Below are 17,932 nucleotides of genomic sequence, written 5' to 3' on the forward strand. Positions count from 1 at the left end.
TCCTACGCGCTGAAACGCGCCTCGATCGCCTCACCGTGCGCGGGCAGCACCTCGGTCTCGGCGAGGGCGACGACACCGGCGCGAACAGCGGCCAGCGCGGCGCGGTCGTAGGAGATGACCTGCTGCGGGCGCAGGAACGTGTACGACCCGAGACCCGGCGCGTACCGCGCCTGACCGCCTGTCGGGAGCACGTGGTTGCTCCCCGCCATGTAGTCGCCGAGGCTGACGGGAGTCTGGTCGCCCACGAACACCGCACCGGCGCTGGTGAACGCAGCTGCCGCATCGTCGGCGTCGACGAGATGCAGTTCGAGGTGCTCGGGAGCATAGGCGTTGCTGAACGCGGTCGCCATGGCGCGGTCGTCGACGAGGACGATCGCCGACTGGGGACCATTCAGAGCCGCGGCGACACGTTCGCTGTGGCGTGTGAGCGCCGCCATCCGCTCGACCTCGGTGGCGACCTGATCGGCGAGCTCACCAGCATCCGTGACCAGGACCGCGGAGGCCTGCTCATCGTGCTCCGCCTGGCTGACGAGATCCGCAGCGATGAGTCGCGGGTCGGCATCGGCATCGGCGACGACGAGGATCTCCGTCGCGCCGGCCTCGGAATCCGTACCGACGACGCCGGCTACGGCGCGCTTCGCAGACGCGACGTAGTTGTTGCCGGGACCCGACACCACATCGACCGGGTCGAGGCGCAGCGACGGAACACCATACGCGAAGGCGCCGATTGCGCCGGCTCCCCCCATGGCATAGACCTCGGTGACGCCCAACAGGGCGGCGGCCGCCAGGATCGTCGGGTGGATCCGGCCTCCCTGATCGGCCTGCGGTGGCGAAGCCAGCGCGATCTGCTCGACGCCCGCCACCTGCGCGGGAACCACGTTCATGATCACACTCGAGGGGTAGACCGCCTTACCGCCGGGGATGTAAACGCCCACGCGGTGCACGGGCTGCCAGCGCTGCAGAATGCGGGCCCCGGGGCCGATCTCGGTGGTCCGAGCCGTCGGCACCTGGGCTTCGGACCCGCGGCGCACACGAACGATCGCCTCTTCGAGCGCGGCACGGACGGCGGGTTCGAGGGATGCGAGGGCCTCGGCGATGTGCTCCGCAGGAACGCGCACCTCGTGATCGGTCACCCGGTCGAACTGCTCGGCCTGCTCCCGGAGCGCCGCTTCGCCGCGGACGCGCACGTCCTCGACGATGCGTGCGGCGGTGTCGAGCGCCTCCGCACGGGCCTGCGCGGCGCGGGGTACGGCCGCGAGCATGTCAGCGGGCGAGAGCTCGCGCCCCCGCAGGTCGATCGTGCGCATTTCAGCCCTTCGAGATGTCGGAGATGTCGTGGAGATAGCCGATACGTCCGTCGTCATGTCGGACGACGTACGCACCGCCACGGTCTTCGATCACGAGCGCCCAGGCGCTCGGCCCGATGCGGAACAGCGGCTCTCCGCGCTCATCATGCACATCCCGTTCGGAGGCGGCGAGAATCCAGAACGGCTGCGCGGCGGGCGTCGTCTCGCGCGGTTTCGTCGCATCGAGATCGGGGTCGGCATCGGCCAGGCCCTCCACGATGCGGGGCTCGTTCTCGGCTGCGACATCGCCGGTCTCGTAGGTCGCCGCCGTCTCGAGCAGCGACTCGATGCTCCCGGTGTCCGAGACGATCTCGGGCTCCTGTCCGCGGGAACGACGTGAGTACGCAGGCGTGTAGTCCTCGTCGGAGGCGTCGTGATCCGTCCCGATTCCGCCGCCGGACGCATGCGCCGTGAGGGGGACCTGCTCGGCGAGGTCGAATCGCGCGATCTCGTCCGTCGCCTGTCGGCCGGTCGTGTCGTCGTCGAGGCCGGTCACTGGCGGCAGTGCCGATCCGTCTACCGTGGCATCGGCCGGAGTGTCACTGGTGGCGGCGGTCGATTCGGCGACGGGCGCGGGCTCAGGGCGCGGGCGCGGGATCACCGGTCGCACCGGATTGGCATTGCGATGGGCGAGCGTGACGAGGCGGCCGTGGAAGTCCTCTTTCAGGCCCGGGACGATCGGGGCGAAGACGGTGAGAACGACCAGCGCAAGAGAGGTGATGACCATTCCCACGCCGTTCCACGGGAGCCCCCAGTAACCGGTGGCGATGAGCCCCGAGATCGAGAGCCACAGGTTCCCGACCCAGACGACAGCCGCGACGGAGAACGTCACCGAGGCGAACTGATCGATGCCCAGCGAGCCCACCCTGCGGATGCCGTCCGGCGAGAAGCGGCGCAGCACCAGAAGGAACACGGCCACCGTCGGAAGTGCGATCGGAAGGATCCACTGGATGCCGACGCCCCACAGCGACAGGCCGCCGGTCAGCGGGAAGAAGGACAGGATGAAGGAGACCGCCCACACGCCGACGATCAGCAGCTCACGCAGCGTGAACCCGAAGATGCCGAATTCCGGCGTCACCTCATCGTCGTACAGAACGCCATCGTCGTCACTGAAGATCGAGTCCTCGGGGTCGGACTCGGGAAGGTCGGGTTCGGAGGTGTCCGTACTCATGATGGTCCTTTCGTCACAGTGCTCGACGGGAAGTTTCGCCGTGCTGTCGACGGCTCACGATCCTACCTGCTCACCCCAGACAGGTGGGTCCGAGCAGCGACTTGAGGTCGCCGAAGAGGTCGGCCGAGACCTTGACCGGCATCGGCACTTCGAACACCTTCGCGGTACCTCCGCGGTGCACTCGGAGCAGCACCTCGGTGTCACCGTTGTGCCGGCGAAGGACCTCGGCGAGCTCCGTCATCACGCGTTCCGTCGCACGCTGCTCGGCGAGGACGAGCGCCAGCGGACCCGCGGCATCGAACGATCCGATGTCGGGCGCGAACGCCGATTGGGCATGGAGGTTGAGCCCGTCATCCCGTCGCGAGACGCGCCCGCGGACAGCGAGGATCGCATCCTGCTGCAGCGTGTGCTGGAACTCGGTGTAGGTCTTCCCCATGAACATCACGGTCACCTCACCGTTGAAATCCTCGACGGTGATCATGCCGTAGGGGTTTCCGCTGGCCTTGGCGACGCGGTGCTGCACGCTGGTGACGAGCCCCGCGACCGTCACCTGGTCGCCATCCTGGAGGTCCTCGGAGTTGTTGAGGTCGTGAATCGAGATCGACGCGTGCTTCGCCAGTGGAACTTCGAGCCCCGCGAGCGGATGATCGGAGACGTAGAGCCCGAGCATCTCCCGCTCGAAGGCGAGCTTGTCTTTCTTGATCCACTCCGGACGGGCGGGCACCTTGGCGGGCGCCGCCTCTTCCATGCCGTCGTAGAGGCTGTCGAAGTCGAAGCCGATCGCGCCCTGGGCCTCGTTGCGCTTGCGGTCGACGGCCGCCTCGACCGCGTCTTCATGCACCTCCATGAGAGCCCGCCGCGAGTCTCCCATCGAGTCGAAGGCGCCGGCCTTGATCAGCGACTCGACGGTGCGCTTGTTCGAGACGTGCAGCGGCACCTTGTCGAGGAAGTGGTGGAACGAGGTGAAACGCTCGTCCTTTCGGGCCCGCACGATGCCGTCGACGACGTTGCTGCCGACGTTGCGCACAGCGCCGAGGCCGAAGCGGATGTCGTCGTCCACGGCCGCGAAGTAGTTGATCGAGTCCGACACATCGGGCGGGAGCACCTTGATACCCATGCGGCGGCACTCGTTCAGGTACAGCGCCATCTTGTCTTTGGAGTCGCCCACGCTGGTCAGCAGCGCCGCCATGTACTCGGCGGGATAGTGCGCCTTGAGATAGGCGGTCCAGTACGACACGAGGCCGTACGCGGCAGAGTGCGCTTTGTTGAAGGCGTAGTCGGAGAATGGGAGCAGGATGTCCCAGAGTGCCTTGATCGCCGCCTCGCCGAACCCGCGCTGCTTCATGCCGCCCGCGAAGCCCTCGTACTGCTTGTCGAGCTCGGACTTCTTCTTCTTTCCCATGGCGCGGCGCAGGATGTCTGCCTGTCCGAGGCTGAACCCGGCCACCGCCTGGGCGATCGCCATCACCTGCTCCTGGTAGATGATGAGGCCGTAGGACTCCTGAAGGATGTCTGCCAGCGGCTCCTCGAGCTCGGGATGGATCGGCGTGATCTCCTGAAGACCGTTCTTGCGCAGCGCGTAGTTGGTGTGCGAGTTCGCTCCCATGGGGCCGGGACGGTACAGGGCGATGAGGGCCGAGATGTCACCGAAGTTGTCGGGCTTCATCAGGCGCATCAGCGAGCGCAGCGGCGGGCTGTCGAGCTGGAAGACACCCAGGGTGTCGCCGCGCGCGAGCAGCTCGTACACGCCCGGGTCGTCGAGGCCGAGGTGCTCGAGGTCGAGCTCCTCGCCACGGTTCGTCCGGATGTTGTCCAGCGCGTCCGAGATGATCGTGAGGTTGCGGAGCCCCAGGAAGTCCATCTTGATCAGACCGAGAGACTCGCACGACGGGTAGTCGAACTGCGTGACGATCTGGCCGTCCTGCTCGCGCTTCATGATCGGGATGATGTCGAGCAGCGGGTCGGACGACATGATGACGCCGGCGGCGTGCACGCCCCACTGCCGCTTCAGTCCCTCGAGCCCGAGCGCGCGGTCGAAGACCGTCTTCGCCTCGGGGTCGGTCTCGATCAGCGCACGGAACTCGCTCGCCTCTTTGTAACGGGGGTGCGCAGAGTCGAACATCCCGTCGAGCGGCATGTCCTTGCCCATGACGGGCGGCGGCATCGCCTTGGTCAGGCGTTCCCCCATGCTGAACGGGAAGCCGAGCACACGACCCGCGTCCTTCAGAGCCTGCTTGGACTTGATGGTGCCGTACGTGACGATCTGGGCGACGCGCTCCGAGCCGTACTTCTCGGTGACGTAGTCGATGACCTCGCCACGACGCCGGTCATCGAAGTCGACGTCGAAGTCAGGCATCGAGACGCGGTCGGGGTTCAGGAACCGCTCGAAGATCAGACCGTGCTCGAGGGGGTCGAGGTCGGTGATCTTCATCGCATACGCGACCATGGAACCGGCACCGGAGCCACGGCCGGGACCGACGCGGATGCCGTTGTCCTTGGCCCAGTTGATGAAGTCGGCGACGACGAGGAAGTAGCCGGGGAAGCCCATCTGCAGGATGATGCCGGTCTCGTACTCCGCCTGCTTGCGCACCTTGTCGGGGATGCCACCCGGGTACCGGTAGTGCAGACCCGTCTCGACCTCTTTGATGAGCCAGCTGTCTTCGGTCTCGCCGTCCGGCACCGGGAACCGCGGCATGTAGTTCGCCGAGGTGTCGAACTCGACCTCGCAGCGTTCGGCGATCAGCAGGGTGTTGTCGCACGCTTCGGGGTGATCGCGGAACAGCTGCCGCATCTCGGCGGCGGTCTTGATGTAGTAGCCGTCGCCGTCGAACTTGAACCGGTTCGGGTCGTCCATGGTGGAGCCCGACTGGACGCACAGGAGCGCCTCGTGCGCGTCGGCCTCGTGCTGGTGCGTGTAGTGCGAGTCGTTGGTGGCGACGAGCGGGATGTTGAGGTCTTTCGCGAGCCGGAGCAGATCGGTCATGACCCGTCGCTCGATGGAGAGACCGTGGTCCATGATCTCGGCGAAGTAGTTCTCCTTGCCGAAGATGTCCTGGAACTCTGCGGCCGCCGCCCGTGCCGCGTCGTACTGCCCGAGCCGGAGTCGTGTCTGCACCTCGCCCGACGGGCACCCCGTCGTCGCGATGATCCCCTTGCCATAGGTCTGGAGCAGCTCGCGGTCCATGCGCGGCTTGAAGTAGTAGCCCTCCATGCTCGACCGGGAGCTGATCCGGAAGAGGTTGTGCATGCCCTCGGTGCTCTGGCTCCACATCGTCATGTGGGTGTAGGCGCCTGAACCGGAGACGTCGTCGCTCTTCTGGTCGGGCGAGCCCCACTGCACGCGTGTCTTGTCGCTGCGGTGGGTGCCCGGGGTCATGTACGCCTCGAGCCCGATGATGGGCTTGATGCCCGCGTTCCGCGCCGCGTTGTAGAACTCGAACGCCGCGAAGGTGTTGCCGTGATCGGTCACCGCGATGGCCGGCATGCCGTATTCGGCGGCCGCCTGGGTCATCGCATTGATCTTCGCCGCACCGTCCAACATCGAGTACTCGCTGTGCACATGAAGGTGGACGAAGGAGTCGGATGCCATGCCTTCGAGTCTACGGCGGAGCCCCGACACCGGAGGTCGGTGCCGGGGCTCGCTCGGCTGTCGATCGAGAGTCGCTACGGACCCGAATTCGCGATGGAGACGGTATACGTCGTCCGAATGTCGGGCACGTCTGTGGGCACCATGTCCCCCGTCGCGCCGGCCTGACGGTCGTAGCGCACGGTGTGCACGGTCGCCCACCCTGTCGATTCGTCGACGATCAGCTTCTCCGTCCGCGGAGAGTACTGTTCTCGGCGGAGCTCGAAGCTCACCGTCCCGTCGTCCGACGAACTCGTCTGAGCGAGGCCACTCAGCGTCAGTGCACCCACGTACGCCTTGCGGACATCGGCCGGTGCGAAGTTCGACAGCAACGTGGACGTCATGTTCTCGAGGAGCGCATCGTCCGTCTCCTCCGGGCTGGACGTCCATGTGCCGACGACCGCTCGTAGATGATCGAGAAGCGCTCGCGGTTCCCGTGGGAGGTCGGCGTAGTACTCCGTCGACCCCACAGGCGGAAAAGCGTCGCCCGCCAGCCCACCCGTGCTCGATGTCTCCCCTACCGTGCTGTCCTCCGGCATGATCGTGTTCCACGCCTGGTCCTCATCCGGACCCTGCACCCCCGGGAAGAGCTCCACCCTCTCGGCCTTCGGACCGTGCACCTGATACCAGTCGCCTGAGCGATCCGCCGGAACATACTGCTCCTCGCGATCGCGCGCCAGCAGAGCCGAGACGGGCGGAGACGACGACTCGGACATCCAGGCCCACGGGAACGCCCCGCCCGACGAGGCTCGATAGTGCAGACGTTCGGTGACGCCGACGATGCGGAGGTACTGCCCCGCTTGCGGCGTCGTACCGGGGAAAGGCTCGGTCGCTCCGGTTCCCGAAGTCGGGGAGGGCTGCGGACTCGGCGTCGCCGGCTGCTGCGGCGTCACCGTGGGTGTCGGAATCGCCTCGACACGCGGAGGCGGCGCGGTCTCTTGTGTGAAGACCACCACTGCCGTGGCCACCGCAGCCGTGGCGGCCACGGTGCCGGCGATCAGCAGGGTTCGAAGCGCGAGACGTCTGCGATTCTGCTCCCTGCTCTCGTCGATCCCGCTCAGAAGGCGAGCACGCGCCGCGGCTACACGGTCGTCCGTGAGGCTCGCGCTCGTGTTCACCTCACGCACGCGTTCGAAAACGTCCATCGACCTCTCCTTCCTTCCCGCTCACAACTCGTTCTCGGCGACTCCCCCTGCTCGGGTCGAGTCGAGTCCGTATTCGGTTCATTCGCGAACGGACGGTTCCCACAGGCACGCCGAGGGCGACGGCGACCTCCTCATACGTCAGGTCTCCCCAGGCGTAGAGCAGCAGCGTGTCCCGTTCCTTCGCCGATAGCGCAGCGATGCGGGGCGCCAGCTCCCGGGTGGATATCTCGGCGTCGAGGCGGGCGATCGTCCCCTCGAGGTCGCCGAGCGAGACGTGCTCCTCGCGGTTCGCTGACTCCACACTCGAGCGGTGGTGCTTCGCCTCCCGAGCTCGGTGTTTCTTGATCAACCGCGAGGCGATGCCGTACAGCCACGGCAGCGCGGAGTCCCACGCCGCGTCGAACGACTTCCGCCGCGCGAAAGCGACCAGGAACGTCTCGCTGAGGATGTCCTCACCGGCATCAGGGCCGAGGCGGCGAGCCGCATATCGACCCACCGATCCCGCGTGCCGATCGAACAGTTCAGCGAAGGCTCGGGGTTGCCCGAGCGACCGCTGAATGATCTCGCTGTCTGTGCTCACACTATGTATTGCCCTTGAACCGCCAAACGGTTCGAAGTTGGTCGGGCGCACCGCCCGAGTTTACGGCGGGGCCCCGACACCGGAGATCGGTGCCGGGGCTCCCTGGCGGGTCGCTACGACTGCGGTACGGAGTCCACGACGGAGGTGTGCACCGTCGTGACGGCGTCGACCGTGTCGCCTGCGGGCCCGCCGCTTCCATAGTCCTCGGCGATCGAGTCGATGAGTCCCTCGTCGGTGTCGATCACGATCGTCGTCGTCCGGTGGCCGGGGACGACGTACTGCAACGTTGCCGTCGAACCCTCCTCAGCCACCACCTCGAATCCTGGGATCAGGGCGATCGCGAGGAAGAACGCCGAACGCAGGTCGGCCGGCATCAGGTTGATCGCCGACGGATCGGAGAGACCCGCCACAAGCCACCGATCCGCTTCTTCGCCCGTCATCCCCGACTGTCCACGGAGCCAGTCGAGCAGCTTCTGGGGATCCCTCGGCATCTCGTCGTAGTACGGCCGGTACCGGTCCGCCAGGTACGGCATGGGTGGCTCGTCGCCGCCTACGGCGAGGTACTCCCCCGCCGGGAGGTTCTCGATCGTGCCGCGTTCACGAATCTGGGAGCCGGGCGAGGAGGACCAATCTCGTGCCGCCTCGGCGCCGCGGTCGCCGAACGACTCCACGACCTCGGCGTGTCCCCAGTCGTAGAACCAGTCTCCTGAACGGTCAGCAGGGATGAACAGCACGCGCGTGTCGCGCACCAGCACGGCGGCGTCACTGCCATCTCGAGAGGCATTGAACGGCATCGTGTTCTCGTCGTCGTCGTCGGCCCACTCTGCCTTCCAGAACTGCAGGTTTTCGCCGACGGTCTCGATCCGCAGATACTGTCCGGCGACCAGCGTGGTGTCCTGCGCGTCGAACGTCACGGCAGACGCGCGTTCCAGTACCTCGGCTGCTGCCGCATCGGGAGCGGTCGGGGGCGCGATGACCGGGCCGGCGACGATCGCGGTCACGGCCGCTCCGGCGACGAGCCCCCCGATACCGATCCCGGTCCACGTGCGTCGTCGGTACGGCCGTGCTCGCTCCGGACGCGCACTCCCCGCCATCTCTCGAGTCAGCGCCCGCCGCGCGGCGAGAACGGTGTCATCATCCACATGGGACTCATCGATCCCGATCTCACGAACTTGTTCCAAAAGCTGCATCGCTCTCCTCCTTCGCCATCCATGTCAGCCGGGCAGATCCGTGCGAGCCGGGCGGCGCGAGCTTTCGACGAACGCGATTCAGCCGGGACCGAACGGTTCCTACCGGCACACCGAGCGCTGCGGCGATCTGCTCATATGTGAGATCACCCCACGCATGCAGCAACAGCGTGTCCCGGTCCTTGGCTGCGAGGGCGGCGATCCGCGGGGCCAGTGCCCGCAGGGCGGCGTCGGCGTCGATCCGCGAATCGGAGGCGACGTGCGGAGTCTCTTCCGCGACCTCCTCCGCTGATGCCGAGGCTTCGAAGGCCCGCCACTGCCGCGCTTCCGCGGCCCGATGGCTCTTCACCACCTTGGTCGCGATGCCGAGCAGCCAGGGCCGCGCCGACTCCGCCCCGAGGTCGAAGGACGCGCGCCGCCGGAAGGCGACGAGGAACGTCTCGCTCAGGACGTCATCGACGGCGTCCGCTCCCACCCGTCGCCGGATGTAGCCGCCGACGGGTCGGACGTGCCGCTCGAAGATCTCGGAGAAGACGCCGGGCTCTTCGAGCGACCGCTGGATGATCTCGCTGTCCGTGCTCACACTGAGTATTGGGGCGAATCACGAAAACGGTTCACGCTTTCTTCGAAGACCTTCGTGAGGTGCCGAGATCGAGCCTCATCAGCACCCGAGGCAACCCGTCGAGCACGGAACCCGTGTCCGCCGCCTTCGCGAACCCCGCGCTCTCGAAGAGCGCTCGAGTGCCGACGTACGCCATGGTGAGATTCACCTTCTCTCCACCGTTGTCGACGGGGTACCCCTCGATGGCCGGGGCTCCGCGTTCTTTCGCGTATGCCACCGCTCCCTCGATAAGCGCGTGGGAGACGCCCTGTTTGCGGTGCCCCGGCCGCACGCGGAAGCACCACAGCGACCACACGTCGAGGTCGTCGACATGTGGGATCAGCCGATTACGGGCGAAGCTCGTCTCACGCCGCGGGTGCAGCGCCGCCCAGCCCACCGGCTCATCATCGAGGTACGCGATCACGCCGGGTGGCGGATCCTGATGACACAGCTCCCGCACACGATCAGCGCGCTGCTCCCCGCGCAGCGCGACGTTCTCCTTGCTGCCTATGCGATAGCTCAGGCAGAAGCAGACATTCGACGTCGGTTTCTTCGGGCCGACGAGCGCCGCGACATCGTCGAACTCCGTTGCTGGTCGAACCTCGATGTCCATGCGATCAGTGTGCCGGAGACGGCCGACATCGCAACGCCGACGCACGGGCTATTCGCCGCGCAGCACATCCAGTGCGTGCCGGAAGTCCTCCGGATACGGGGATTCGAACTGCACCCAGTCCCCCGTCGCCGAGTGGGCGAACGCCAGCTGGTGCGCGTGCAGCCACTGCCGAGTGAGCCCGAGCCGAGCCGACAACGTCGGGTCGGCTCCGTAGAGCGGGTCCCCGACGCAGGGATGCCGATGCGCCGCCATGTGCACACGGATCTGGTGAGTGCGGCCCGTCTCGAGATGGATCTCCAGGAGCGAAGCACCGGGGAAGGCCTCGAGCGTCTCGTAGTGAGTGACCGAGGGCTTGCCGTCCGGAACCACCGCGAACTTCCAGGAGTGGTTCGGGTGCCGCCCGATCGGCGCGTCGATCGTCCCCGCCAGCGGATCCGGATGCCCCTGCACCACGGCGTGATAGATCTTCTCGACCGTGCGGTCCTTGAACGCCTGCTTCAGAACCGTGTAGGCGTGCTCGGACTTCGCGACGACCATCAGACCGCTGGTACCGACATCGAGCCGATGCACGACGCCCTGACGCTCGGGCGCGCCACTCGTGGCGACACGGAATCCTGCGGCCGCGAGAGCGCCGACGACCGTGGGGCCCTCCCAACCGACCGACGGATGCGCCGCGACGCCGGTGGGCTTGTCGACCACGACGATGTCGTCGTCGTCGTACACGATGCCGAGTTCGGGCACCGCGATCGGGACGATCTTCGGTGCTTCCTTCGGCCGCCACTCCACATCGAGCCACCCGCCGCCGCGGAGGCGGTCGGACTTGTCGAGTGTCACGCCGTCCAACCGCACACCGCCTGCTGCGGCGACGTCGGCGGCGAAGGTGCGGGAGAAGCCCATGAGCTTCGCCAGGGCTGCGTCGACGCGAGTGCCGTCCAAGCCGTCGGGCACCGGCAGAGACCGGGATTCCACGATCAGCGTCCTTCGGATGCGGGAGCCGCACCCTCCGAGGGCGCATCGTCGTCGTCTGCGCGACCGGCGGGCGCGTCCGCTGGCATGACGTCGGCGTCGGTCTCGGTGGCGGCGACAGCAGCCGCCGCTGCGGCCTCTGCTTCCTCCTCCGTCTCGACCACGGCATGGTCGCGCTCGCGCGTGCCGTCGAAGCGAAGCCCGAACACGACGAGAAGTGCGACCGAGATCATGCCGGTCACGATGAAGATGTCTGCCACGTTGAAGATCGCGGGCATCATCCACGGCATGGAGATCATGTCGACGACATGTCCGACAGGGAAACCGGGCTCACGGAGCAGACGGTCCGTGAGGTTGCCCAGCACACCGCCGAGCAGGCAACCGAGCACCACGGCCCACAGCCGCGACCTGAGGCCGAACGCCTTCCAGATGATGATGGAGGCGACCACTGCGAGGGCGATCGTGAAGATCCACGTGACCTCGGAGCCGAGCGAGAAGGCCGCGCCGGGATTGCGCACGTAGTAGAGCTGAAGGAACTCGCCGAGAACCGGGACCGGCTCATGCAGCGGCAGGTTCTCGATCGTGAGGTACTTCACAAACTGATCGGCGGCCAGCACGAGCGCTGCGAGAATCGCAACGATCGCACCGGCCGCCGACCGACGAAGGGGCGGGCGTCCTGACAAGAGGCGCCTTACAGACCGATCGCGGAGACGGGCGTGGAGTCCGTGGACGCCGACTTCTCGTCGAGCTCGCGAAGCTGGCCCTCGATGTAGCCGCGCAGCTGCGAGCGGTAGTCGCGCTCGAAGTTGCGGAGTTCGGTGATGCGGGCTTCGAGCGTGTTGCGCTCGCGCTCCAGGCGTGCCGACTCTTCGCGCTGCTTCGCCTCGGCCTCGGTGCGGATGCGCGCAACCTCGGTCTCGGCCTCGGCGATGAGCGCGTTGCGCTTCGCCTCGCCCTCGGCCACGTGCTCGTCATGCAGACGCTGCGCGAGCTCGATGATGCCGGCCGTCGCGGTCGCGGAACCCGTCGGAGCAGGCTCTGCAGGCACCTCGGCGACGGGCGCGGGGGCCTCGGTCGCGGCGGGAGCGGCCGGTGCGGCAGCCTCGGGAGCGGCGCCGGATTCGTACGCTGCCAGCTTGGCCTTCAGCTCGACGTTCTCCTCGAGAGCCTTGCGCCACTCGATGACGATCTCGTCGAGGAAGTCGTCCACCTCGTCCGGGTCGAAGCCGTCCTTGAAACGGACGTGCTGGAACTGCTTGGTGACGACGTCATCCGGGGTAAGTGCCATGAGTGGCTCCTCTTTCGATGAGTTCGAATGCCAGTATCGATGTATGGCGTGGTCGTGATGTGGCGCGAACCCGGGGCGCGCACCTGGGTGCCAGCATAGCCCCCGCGCCACAGCGCCGCGATGTCGCGACACCCAGACTGCGGGAACTCGGGGCGTGGCCGACGGGAGAATCAGGCGGAGTTCGTCAAATGAAAAGCCGCACGATGTTCATCAGGATCAGTACCACCAGCAGGGTGAGCGTGAACCCGAAGTCGAGGGACAGCGACCCGATCCGCAGGGGCGGGATGAGCCGCCGGAAGAACCGGATGGGTGGATCGGTGACCGTGTAGACGGCCTCAGCGGCGACCAGACCGAAGCCCTTCGGACGCCATTCCCGATTGAACATCGGGATGTAGTCCAGGATGAGGCGCGCGAAGAGCACGAAGATGTACAGCAGCAGCACCAGATGGACGATGCTCGCCGCGACGGAGACCAGCTCCACGAGTTACGACTGGTCGAAGCCCGCAGACTCAGCGTCTGCGTGTGCGATGCCCCCGTGGCCCGAAACCGCGATGTTCTCCGGCGAGAGCAGGAACACCTTCGAGGTGACGCGCTCGATACGGCCATAAAGACCGAGGGAGAGCCCGCTCGCGAAGTCGATGAGGCGACGCGCATCGGCATCGCTCATCTGGGAGAGGTTGATGATGACGGGGACGCCCTCGCGGAAGCTCTCGGCGATCAGCTGCGCATCGCGGTACTGCTTCGGGTGGACGGTGAGGATCTCGTTCACGGCTCCTGCAGACGGCTGGCGGACGGCGACGGGGCGACGCAACGGCGTGACGGGAGCCGGTGCCGGCTCTTCACGGTCACGGTCGCGTTCGCGGTGAGCGCGGGCAGGTGCCTGCGTCTCTTCCTCGTAGACCTCTTCCTCGTCGGCGAGGCCGAGATACACCATGGTCTTCTTCAGCGGGTTACCCATCGTGTCCTCCGGTTCGAACGTTTGGGGCTGGTCTTTTCACAGGTTAACCCCGGTCGGGCCGGGGTCCGGTGATTGCGGAGCCGATCCGCAGGTGTGTCGCGCCGGCGGCGATCGCCTCGGCGAAGTCTCCGGTCATCCCGGCCGAGATCCAGGATGCGGAGGGGTCGGCGACGCGGACGGCATCAGCAATGTCGCGCAGCCGAGCGAACGCGGCAGCCGGTTCCTCATCGAGGGGCGCCACCGCCATCACGCCGCGCAGGCGCAACGACGGGAGGGAGAGCACGTGCTCGGCAAGAGCCACCGCATCCATGGGAGCGACGCCGCCTCGGCCCGGATCGTCCGTCAGGTTGATCTGGACGAGCACGTCGAGCACGTCGTCGCTCTCGGCCGCCCTGTGCAGGGCATCGGCGAAGCGCTCACGGTCGACCGAGTGCACCACGTCGGCGCTGCGACGAATGGCGGCGGCCTTGTTGGTCTGGCCCTGACCGATGAAGTGCCAGGTCAGGTCGAGAGCCGCCAACTCGGTCTGCTTCGCCGACAGTTCCTGCTGACGGTTCTCCCCGACCTCGCGCACACCGAGCGCACGCAGGTCGCGCACGAGGGAGCCAGGGTGGAACTTCGTCACCACGATACGGGTGATCTCCTCCTGCTCCCGCCCTGCGGCGCGAGCGGCGACGGCGATGCGTTCATCGATCGCCGTCAACCGCTCGGCCAGGCCCAGATGGTCGTGGCCGTCGACCTCCGAGGTCACTTCAGGAATTCGGGGATGTCGATGTCGTCGTCGGCGAAGGCCGGCTCGATGCTCGTGGTCGGCACACGCTGCTGCACGGGCTCGGGCTTCGCCGCCTCGCTCTTGGTCTCGGAATCGTCCGGGAGGGCGACCTCGGGAAGCGTCGCGGCCGACGGACGCGAGACGACCATCGGGTCGAGGCGGAGGGAGGGCTCCCCGCCGTCGAAACCGGCGGCGATCACGGTCACGCGCACCTCGTCGCCGAGCGTGTCGTCGATGACCGTACCGAAGATGATGTTCGCCTCCGGGTGCGCGGCCTCCTTGACGAGGTCGGCGGCGTCGTGGATCTCGAAGATGCCGAGGTTCGATCCACCCTGGATCGAGAGCAGCACACCGTGCGCACCCTCGATAGACGCTTCGAGGAGCGGCGACTCCACTGCCAGTTCCGCGGCCTTGATCGCACGGTCGGCGCCGCGGGCGGAGCCGATTCCCATGAGCGCCGAACCCGCGCCCTGCATGACCGACTTGACGTCGGCGAAGTCGAGGTTGATCAGACCCGGGGTCGTGATGAGGTCGGTGATGCCCTGGACACCGGCGAGCAGGACCTGGTCGGCGGTGGCGAAGGCCTCGATCATCGAGATGCCGCGGTCGCTGATCTCGAGGAGACGGTCGTTCGGCACCACGATGAGGGTGTCGACCTCTTCCTTGAGCTTGGCGACGCCGGCCTCGGCCTGGCTCTGGCGGCGGCGACCCTCGAAGGAGAACGGCTTGGTGACGACACCGATGGTGAGGGCGCCGATCGACTTCGCGATGCGTGCCACGACCGGGGCGCCACCGGTTCCGGTTCCGCCGCCTTCGCCGGCGGTCACGAAGACCATGTCGGCACCGGTCAGCGCCTGCTCGATCTCTTCGGCGTGGTCCTCGGCGGCGCGTCGACCCACCTCGGGGTCCGCACCGGCACCGAGGCCCCGGGTGAGCTCGCGGCCCACATCGAGCTTGACGTCGGCGTCGCTCATCAGCAGCGCCTGCGCGTCGGTGTTGACGGCGATGAACTCGACTCCGCGGAGACCGAGATCGATCATGCGATTGACGGCATTGACGCCGCCACCGCCGACGCCGACGACCTTGATCACGGCGAGGTAGTTCTGGTTCTGGCTCATGGCCGGCCTCCGATTATTCGAGCCTGGAAAAGGGTGAACCTTAAACCTCAACTAGAGGTGTAAAGTATTTCCCGGTATTGCGTTCTCTTTGATCGAAGGTAAGCGCCGCCTGCCCTCGTGCGCGCGATCACGTGGGCGTGTCGCCCCATTCCCTCGCGAAAGCCGTCGGCGTTGCCGCGAAAGCCGTCAACCGACGACGGCCACCTCGGGAGAGGTCACGTCGATGGACGCCGCATCAGGGTTCTTCACCATGGCGGCCGAGAGCGTGAGCGCCTTCAGGCCCGACTCCTCGGCGCTCCCCCAGACCACGATCAGCCCGGAGTCGAGGGTGAGCGTCACATCGTCCGCAGTCGTCGCACGCACTCCGGTGAGAACCGCACGGACATCCGCGGGCAGTGCACGCACGACCAGGCCGGCGCTCTGGAATGCGGGCGACTCCACCCCGCCGTCGACATCGATCACCGGCTGGCCCGGCGGTTGATCGGACGTGGTCGAGAGCGCGACGCCGGCGGCGTCGACGAGTGTGTATCCCGCGGTCGATCGGATGACGCCGACGGGCGTGCGCTCCACGATCCGCACCGTGAGATCGTGCGGAGGGTGCGCTTCCAGCGCGTACGTCTCGATGAGAGGGAACGCCAGCAGCGCGGCCTTCACCTCGCTGGTGTCCACGAGCGCCAAAGGTGTGCCGACCTGGTCGCCGAGCGCGGCCTCGATCGCGGCAGGGTCGAGACTCGCGGCTCCGACCACAGTGATCTTCTCCACGGCGAACAGCGGGCTGTACGCGGCCGCGACACTGCCGCCGATCAGCAGGACCACGGCGCCGATGCTGCTCAGCCAGATGATCCGACGGCGGCGGGAGCGCTGCGTGAAGCGCCGGATCTCCGAGCGGAGCGCCTTGCGCCTGGCCCGAGCCGCGCGCCACACGTCTCGTGTCGATGTCGGCTCCGGCTCGTCCGCGGCAGCGCCCACGGCTTCGTCGCGGGACGAAGGCTCCGGCATCGCGCCATCCGATTCGGTCCGCTCCCCGACCGCGTCATCGCTCCGCGCCCGCGAACGTGCCCTCGCCTGCGACGCGGTGCCCTTCTCCGCCGGGTCCTCGGGGGCGGACGGAAGGGGTGCGGGACGACGCATCGTTATGCCTCGTCGGTCCGGCGCAGCGACTCCAGTACCTGCGGGATGATCTGGTAGACGTTGCCGCAGCCGAGGGTCACGACGAAGTCCCCGTCACGGGCGACCGTGGCGGTGTAGTCGGCCGCCTGCTGCCAGTCGGCGACGTAGTGCACATGAGACGGGTCGCGGAACGCGGTGCTCACCAGCTCGCCCGTGACGCCGGGCACCGGGTCTTCCCGAGCGCCGTAGACATCGAGCATCACCGTGTGGTCCGCGAATTCCTCCAGGACGTCGGCGAACTCCTGGTACATGTGCTGCGTGCGGGAATACGTGTGCGGCTGCTGGATCGCGATGATCCGCCCTGACCCCGCGATGCTGCGCATGGCCTCGAGCGCGGCCTGCACCTCGGTGGGATGGTGCGAGTAGTCGTCGTACACCGTTACGCCCCGCTCGACGCCGTGCTGCTCCAGGCGGCGCACGGTGCCGGCGAAGCCCTCGACGGCGCGCACGGCGTCGACGAGCGCGTATCCGAGCGCCCTGAGCACCGCGACGACCCCCGCCGCGTTGATCGCGTTGTGCACGCCGGGGACCGCGAGCTGCATGCGCACGTGCTCGTCGCCTTGGCTGATGGTCGCGGCGACCGGTCCGGCCGCGACGATGTCGCTGACACGCACGTCGGCGGTTTCGGCCTGACCGAAGGTCAGCACGTTCGGGTGCGTGATCCCGGCGCCGACGCGGAGCGCTCCGGCATCGTCGCTGGAGATGACGACGGCTTCGCTGGCGGCGTCGGCGAACCGCACGAACGCGTCGTGGAACGCCTCCTCCGAGCCGTAGTGGTCGAGGTGGTCGGGATCGACATTGGTGATGAGAGCCACCGCGGTGTCGTAGAGCAGGAACGTGCCGTCGGACTCGTCGGCCTCCACCACGAACAGGTCGCCCGTGCCCGTGGCGCTCGAGGTGCCGAGCTGCTCGATGACGCCACCGTTGACGAAGTGCGGGTCGGCACCGAGCTCGCGCAGTGTCGTGACGATCATCCCCGTCGAGGTGGTCTTGCCGTGCGCGCCGGCCACCGAGACCAGCCGTCGGGAGCCGATCAGCCAGTGCAGCGCCTGCGACCGGTGGATCACGTGGAGACCGCGAGCCTTGGCCGTCACGAACTCGGGGTTCTCAGGCCAGATCGCGCCCGTGTGCACGACGGTGTCGGCATCACCGAGGTGGGCGGCGTCGTGACCGACGTGCACCGTCGCCCCGGCGGATGCCAGAGCACGCAGGTTGTCACTGTCCGCCCGGTCGCTGCCGGAGACGCGGATGCCCGCATCGAGGAACATCTTCGCGAGGCCGCTCATGCCGGAACCGCCGATGCCGATGAAGTGGGCGGCGGTGATCGTCTCGGGAATGGGGAGGGAGAGGTCGGGTCTGATCATGTCCGCTTCAGTCTACTTTTCTTGGCTG

At 67.4% G+C, this 17,932-nt stretch carries 17 protein-coding genes; all 17 read right to left on the bottom strand.

The features are described from left to right. Positions 1–2: 2 nt before the first annotated feature. The 17 genes from hisD to murC all read right to left on the bottom strand — a co-directional run bounded on the left by hisD (position 3) and on the right by murC (position 17,904). Positions 3–1,307, bottom strand: a complete 1,305-nt coding sequence (hisD, locus tag ACFC14_RS16600; protein WP_376106790.1) for a histidinol dehydrogenase — start codon at positions 1,305–1,307, stop codon at positions 3–5. Between the two features lies 1 nt (position 1,308). Next, positions 1,309–2,517, bottom strand: coding sequence for a hypothetical protein (locus ACFC14_RS16605; protein ID WP_376106793.1), 1,209 nt, complete (start codon positions 2,515–2,517; stop codon positions 1,309–1,311). A gap of 70 nt (positions 2,518–2,587) precedes the next feature. Continuing rightward, entirely contained in the window at positions 2,588–6,106 is a 3,519-nt protein-coding gene (dnaE, locus tag ACFC14_RS16610; protein WP_376106796.1) for a DNA polymerase III subunit alpha, read from the bottom strand. Positions 6,107–6,180: 74 nt separating this feature from the next. Continuing rightward, a complete protein-coding gene (locus tag ACFC14_RS16615) occupies positions 6,181–7,287 on the bottom strand; it encodes a hypothetical protein (protein WP_376106799.1) in 1,107 nt (368 codons plus the stop codon). Then, positions 7,262–7,867, bottom strand: coding sequence for an RNA polymerase sigma factor (locus ACFC14_RS16620; RefSeq protein ID WP_376106802.1), 606 nt, complete (start codon positions 7,865–7,867; stop codon positions 7,262–7,264). The genes ACFC14_RS16615 and ACFC14_RS16620 overlap by 26 nt, the downstream gene beginning before the upstream one ends. Positions 7,868–7,980: 113 nt before the next feature. Then, entirely contained in the window at positions 7,981–9,009 is a 1,029-nt protein-coding gene (locus ACFC14_RS16625) for a hypothetical protein (protein ID WP_376106805.1), read from the bottom strand. A 22-nt stretch (positions 9,010–9,031) separates the two neighbouring features. After that, positions 9,032–9,637, bottom strand: a complete 606-nt coding sequence (locus ACFC14_RS16630) for an RNA polymerase sigma factor (RefSeq protein WP_376106807.1) — start codon at positions 9,635–9,637, stop codon at positions 9,032–9,034. A gap of 31 nt (positions 9,638–9,668) precedes the next feature. Then, positions 9,669–10,268 carry a GNAT family N-acetyltransferase gene (locus tag ACFC14_RS16635; protein WP_376106810.1) on the bottom strand — a complete coding sequence of 200 codons (600 nt, stop codon included), beginning with the start codon at positions 10,266–10,268 and terminating at the stop codon, positions 9,669–9,671. A gap of 48 nt (positions 10,269–10,316) precedes the next feature. Continuing rightward, the gene (locus ACFC14_RS16640; RefSeq protein WP_376106813.1) at positions 10,317–11,237 is read right to left on the bottom strand and encodes an RluA family pseudouridine synthase; all 921 of its coding nucleotides are present in this window, start codon (positions 11,235–11,237) and stop codon (positions 10,317–10,319) included. Positions 11,238–11,239: 2 nt separating this feature from the next. Continuing rightward, positions 11,240–11,917: a signal peptidase II gene (gene lspA, locus ACFC14_RS16645; protein ID WP_136042170.1), complete on the bottom strand. Its 678-nt coding sequence runs from the start codon at positions 11,915–11,917 to the stop codon at positions 11,240–11,242. Between the two features lie 8 nt (positions 11,918–11,925). After that, positions 11,926–12,522 (bottom strand): DivIVA domain-containing protein, encoded by a 597-nt coding sequence (locus ACFC14_RS16650; protein ID WP_136042171.1) that lies wholly within the window; start codon positions 12,520–12,522, stop codon positions 11,926–11,928. Positions 12,523–12,706: 184 nt separating this feature from the next. Beyond that, positions 12,707–13,003: a YggT family protein gene (locus ACFC14_RS16655; protein ID WP_376106817.1), complete on the bottom strand. Its 297-nt coding sequence runs from the start codon at positions 13,001–13,003 to the stop codon at positions 12,707–12,709. Between the two features lie 3 nt (positions 13,004–13,006). Further along, positions 13,007–13,480: a cell division protein SepF gene (locus ACFC14_RS16660; RefSeq protein ID WP_017830233.1), complete on the bottom strand. Its 474-nt coding sequence runs from the start codon at positions 13,478–13,480 to the stop codon at positions 13,007–13,009. Positions 13,481–13,523: 43 nt separating this feature from the next. Further along, a complete protein-coding gene (locus ACFC14_RS16665) occupies positions 13,524–14,201 on the bottom strand; it encodes a YggS family pyridoxal phosphate-dependent enzyme (RefSeq protein ID WP_376107240.1) in 678 nt (225 codons plus the stop codon). Positions 14,202–14,227: 26 nt separating this feature from the next. Further along, a complete protein-coding gene (gene ftsZ, locus ACFC14_RS16670; RefSeq protein WP_376106821.1) occupies positions 14,228–15,370 on the bottom strand; it encodes a cell division protein FtsZ in 1,143 nt (380 codons plus the stop codon). Positions 15,371–15,556: 186 nt separating this feature from the next. Continuing rightward, positions 15,557–16,369, bottom strand: a complete 813-nt coding sequence (locus tag ACFC14_RS16675; RefSeq protein ID WP_376106824.1) for an FtsQ-type POTRA domain-containing protein — start codon at positions 16,367–16,369, stop codon at positions 15,557–15,559. Between the two features lie 134 nt (positions 16,370–16,503). Further along, positions 16,504–17,904, bottom strand: coding sequence for a UDP-N-acetylmuramate--L-alanine ligase (murC, locus tag ACFC14_RS16680; protein ID WP_376106827.1), 1,401 nt, complete (start codon positions 17,902–17,904; stop codon positions 16,504–16,506). Positions 17,905–17,932: the final 28 nt, after the last annotated feature.

The sequence above is a fragment of the Microbacterium sp. NPDC055988 genome (assembly GCF_042269505.1).
Classification (GTDB): Bacteria; Actinomycetota; Actinomycetes; order Actinomycetales; family Microbacteriaceae; genus Microbacterium.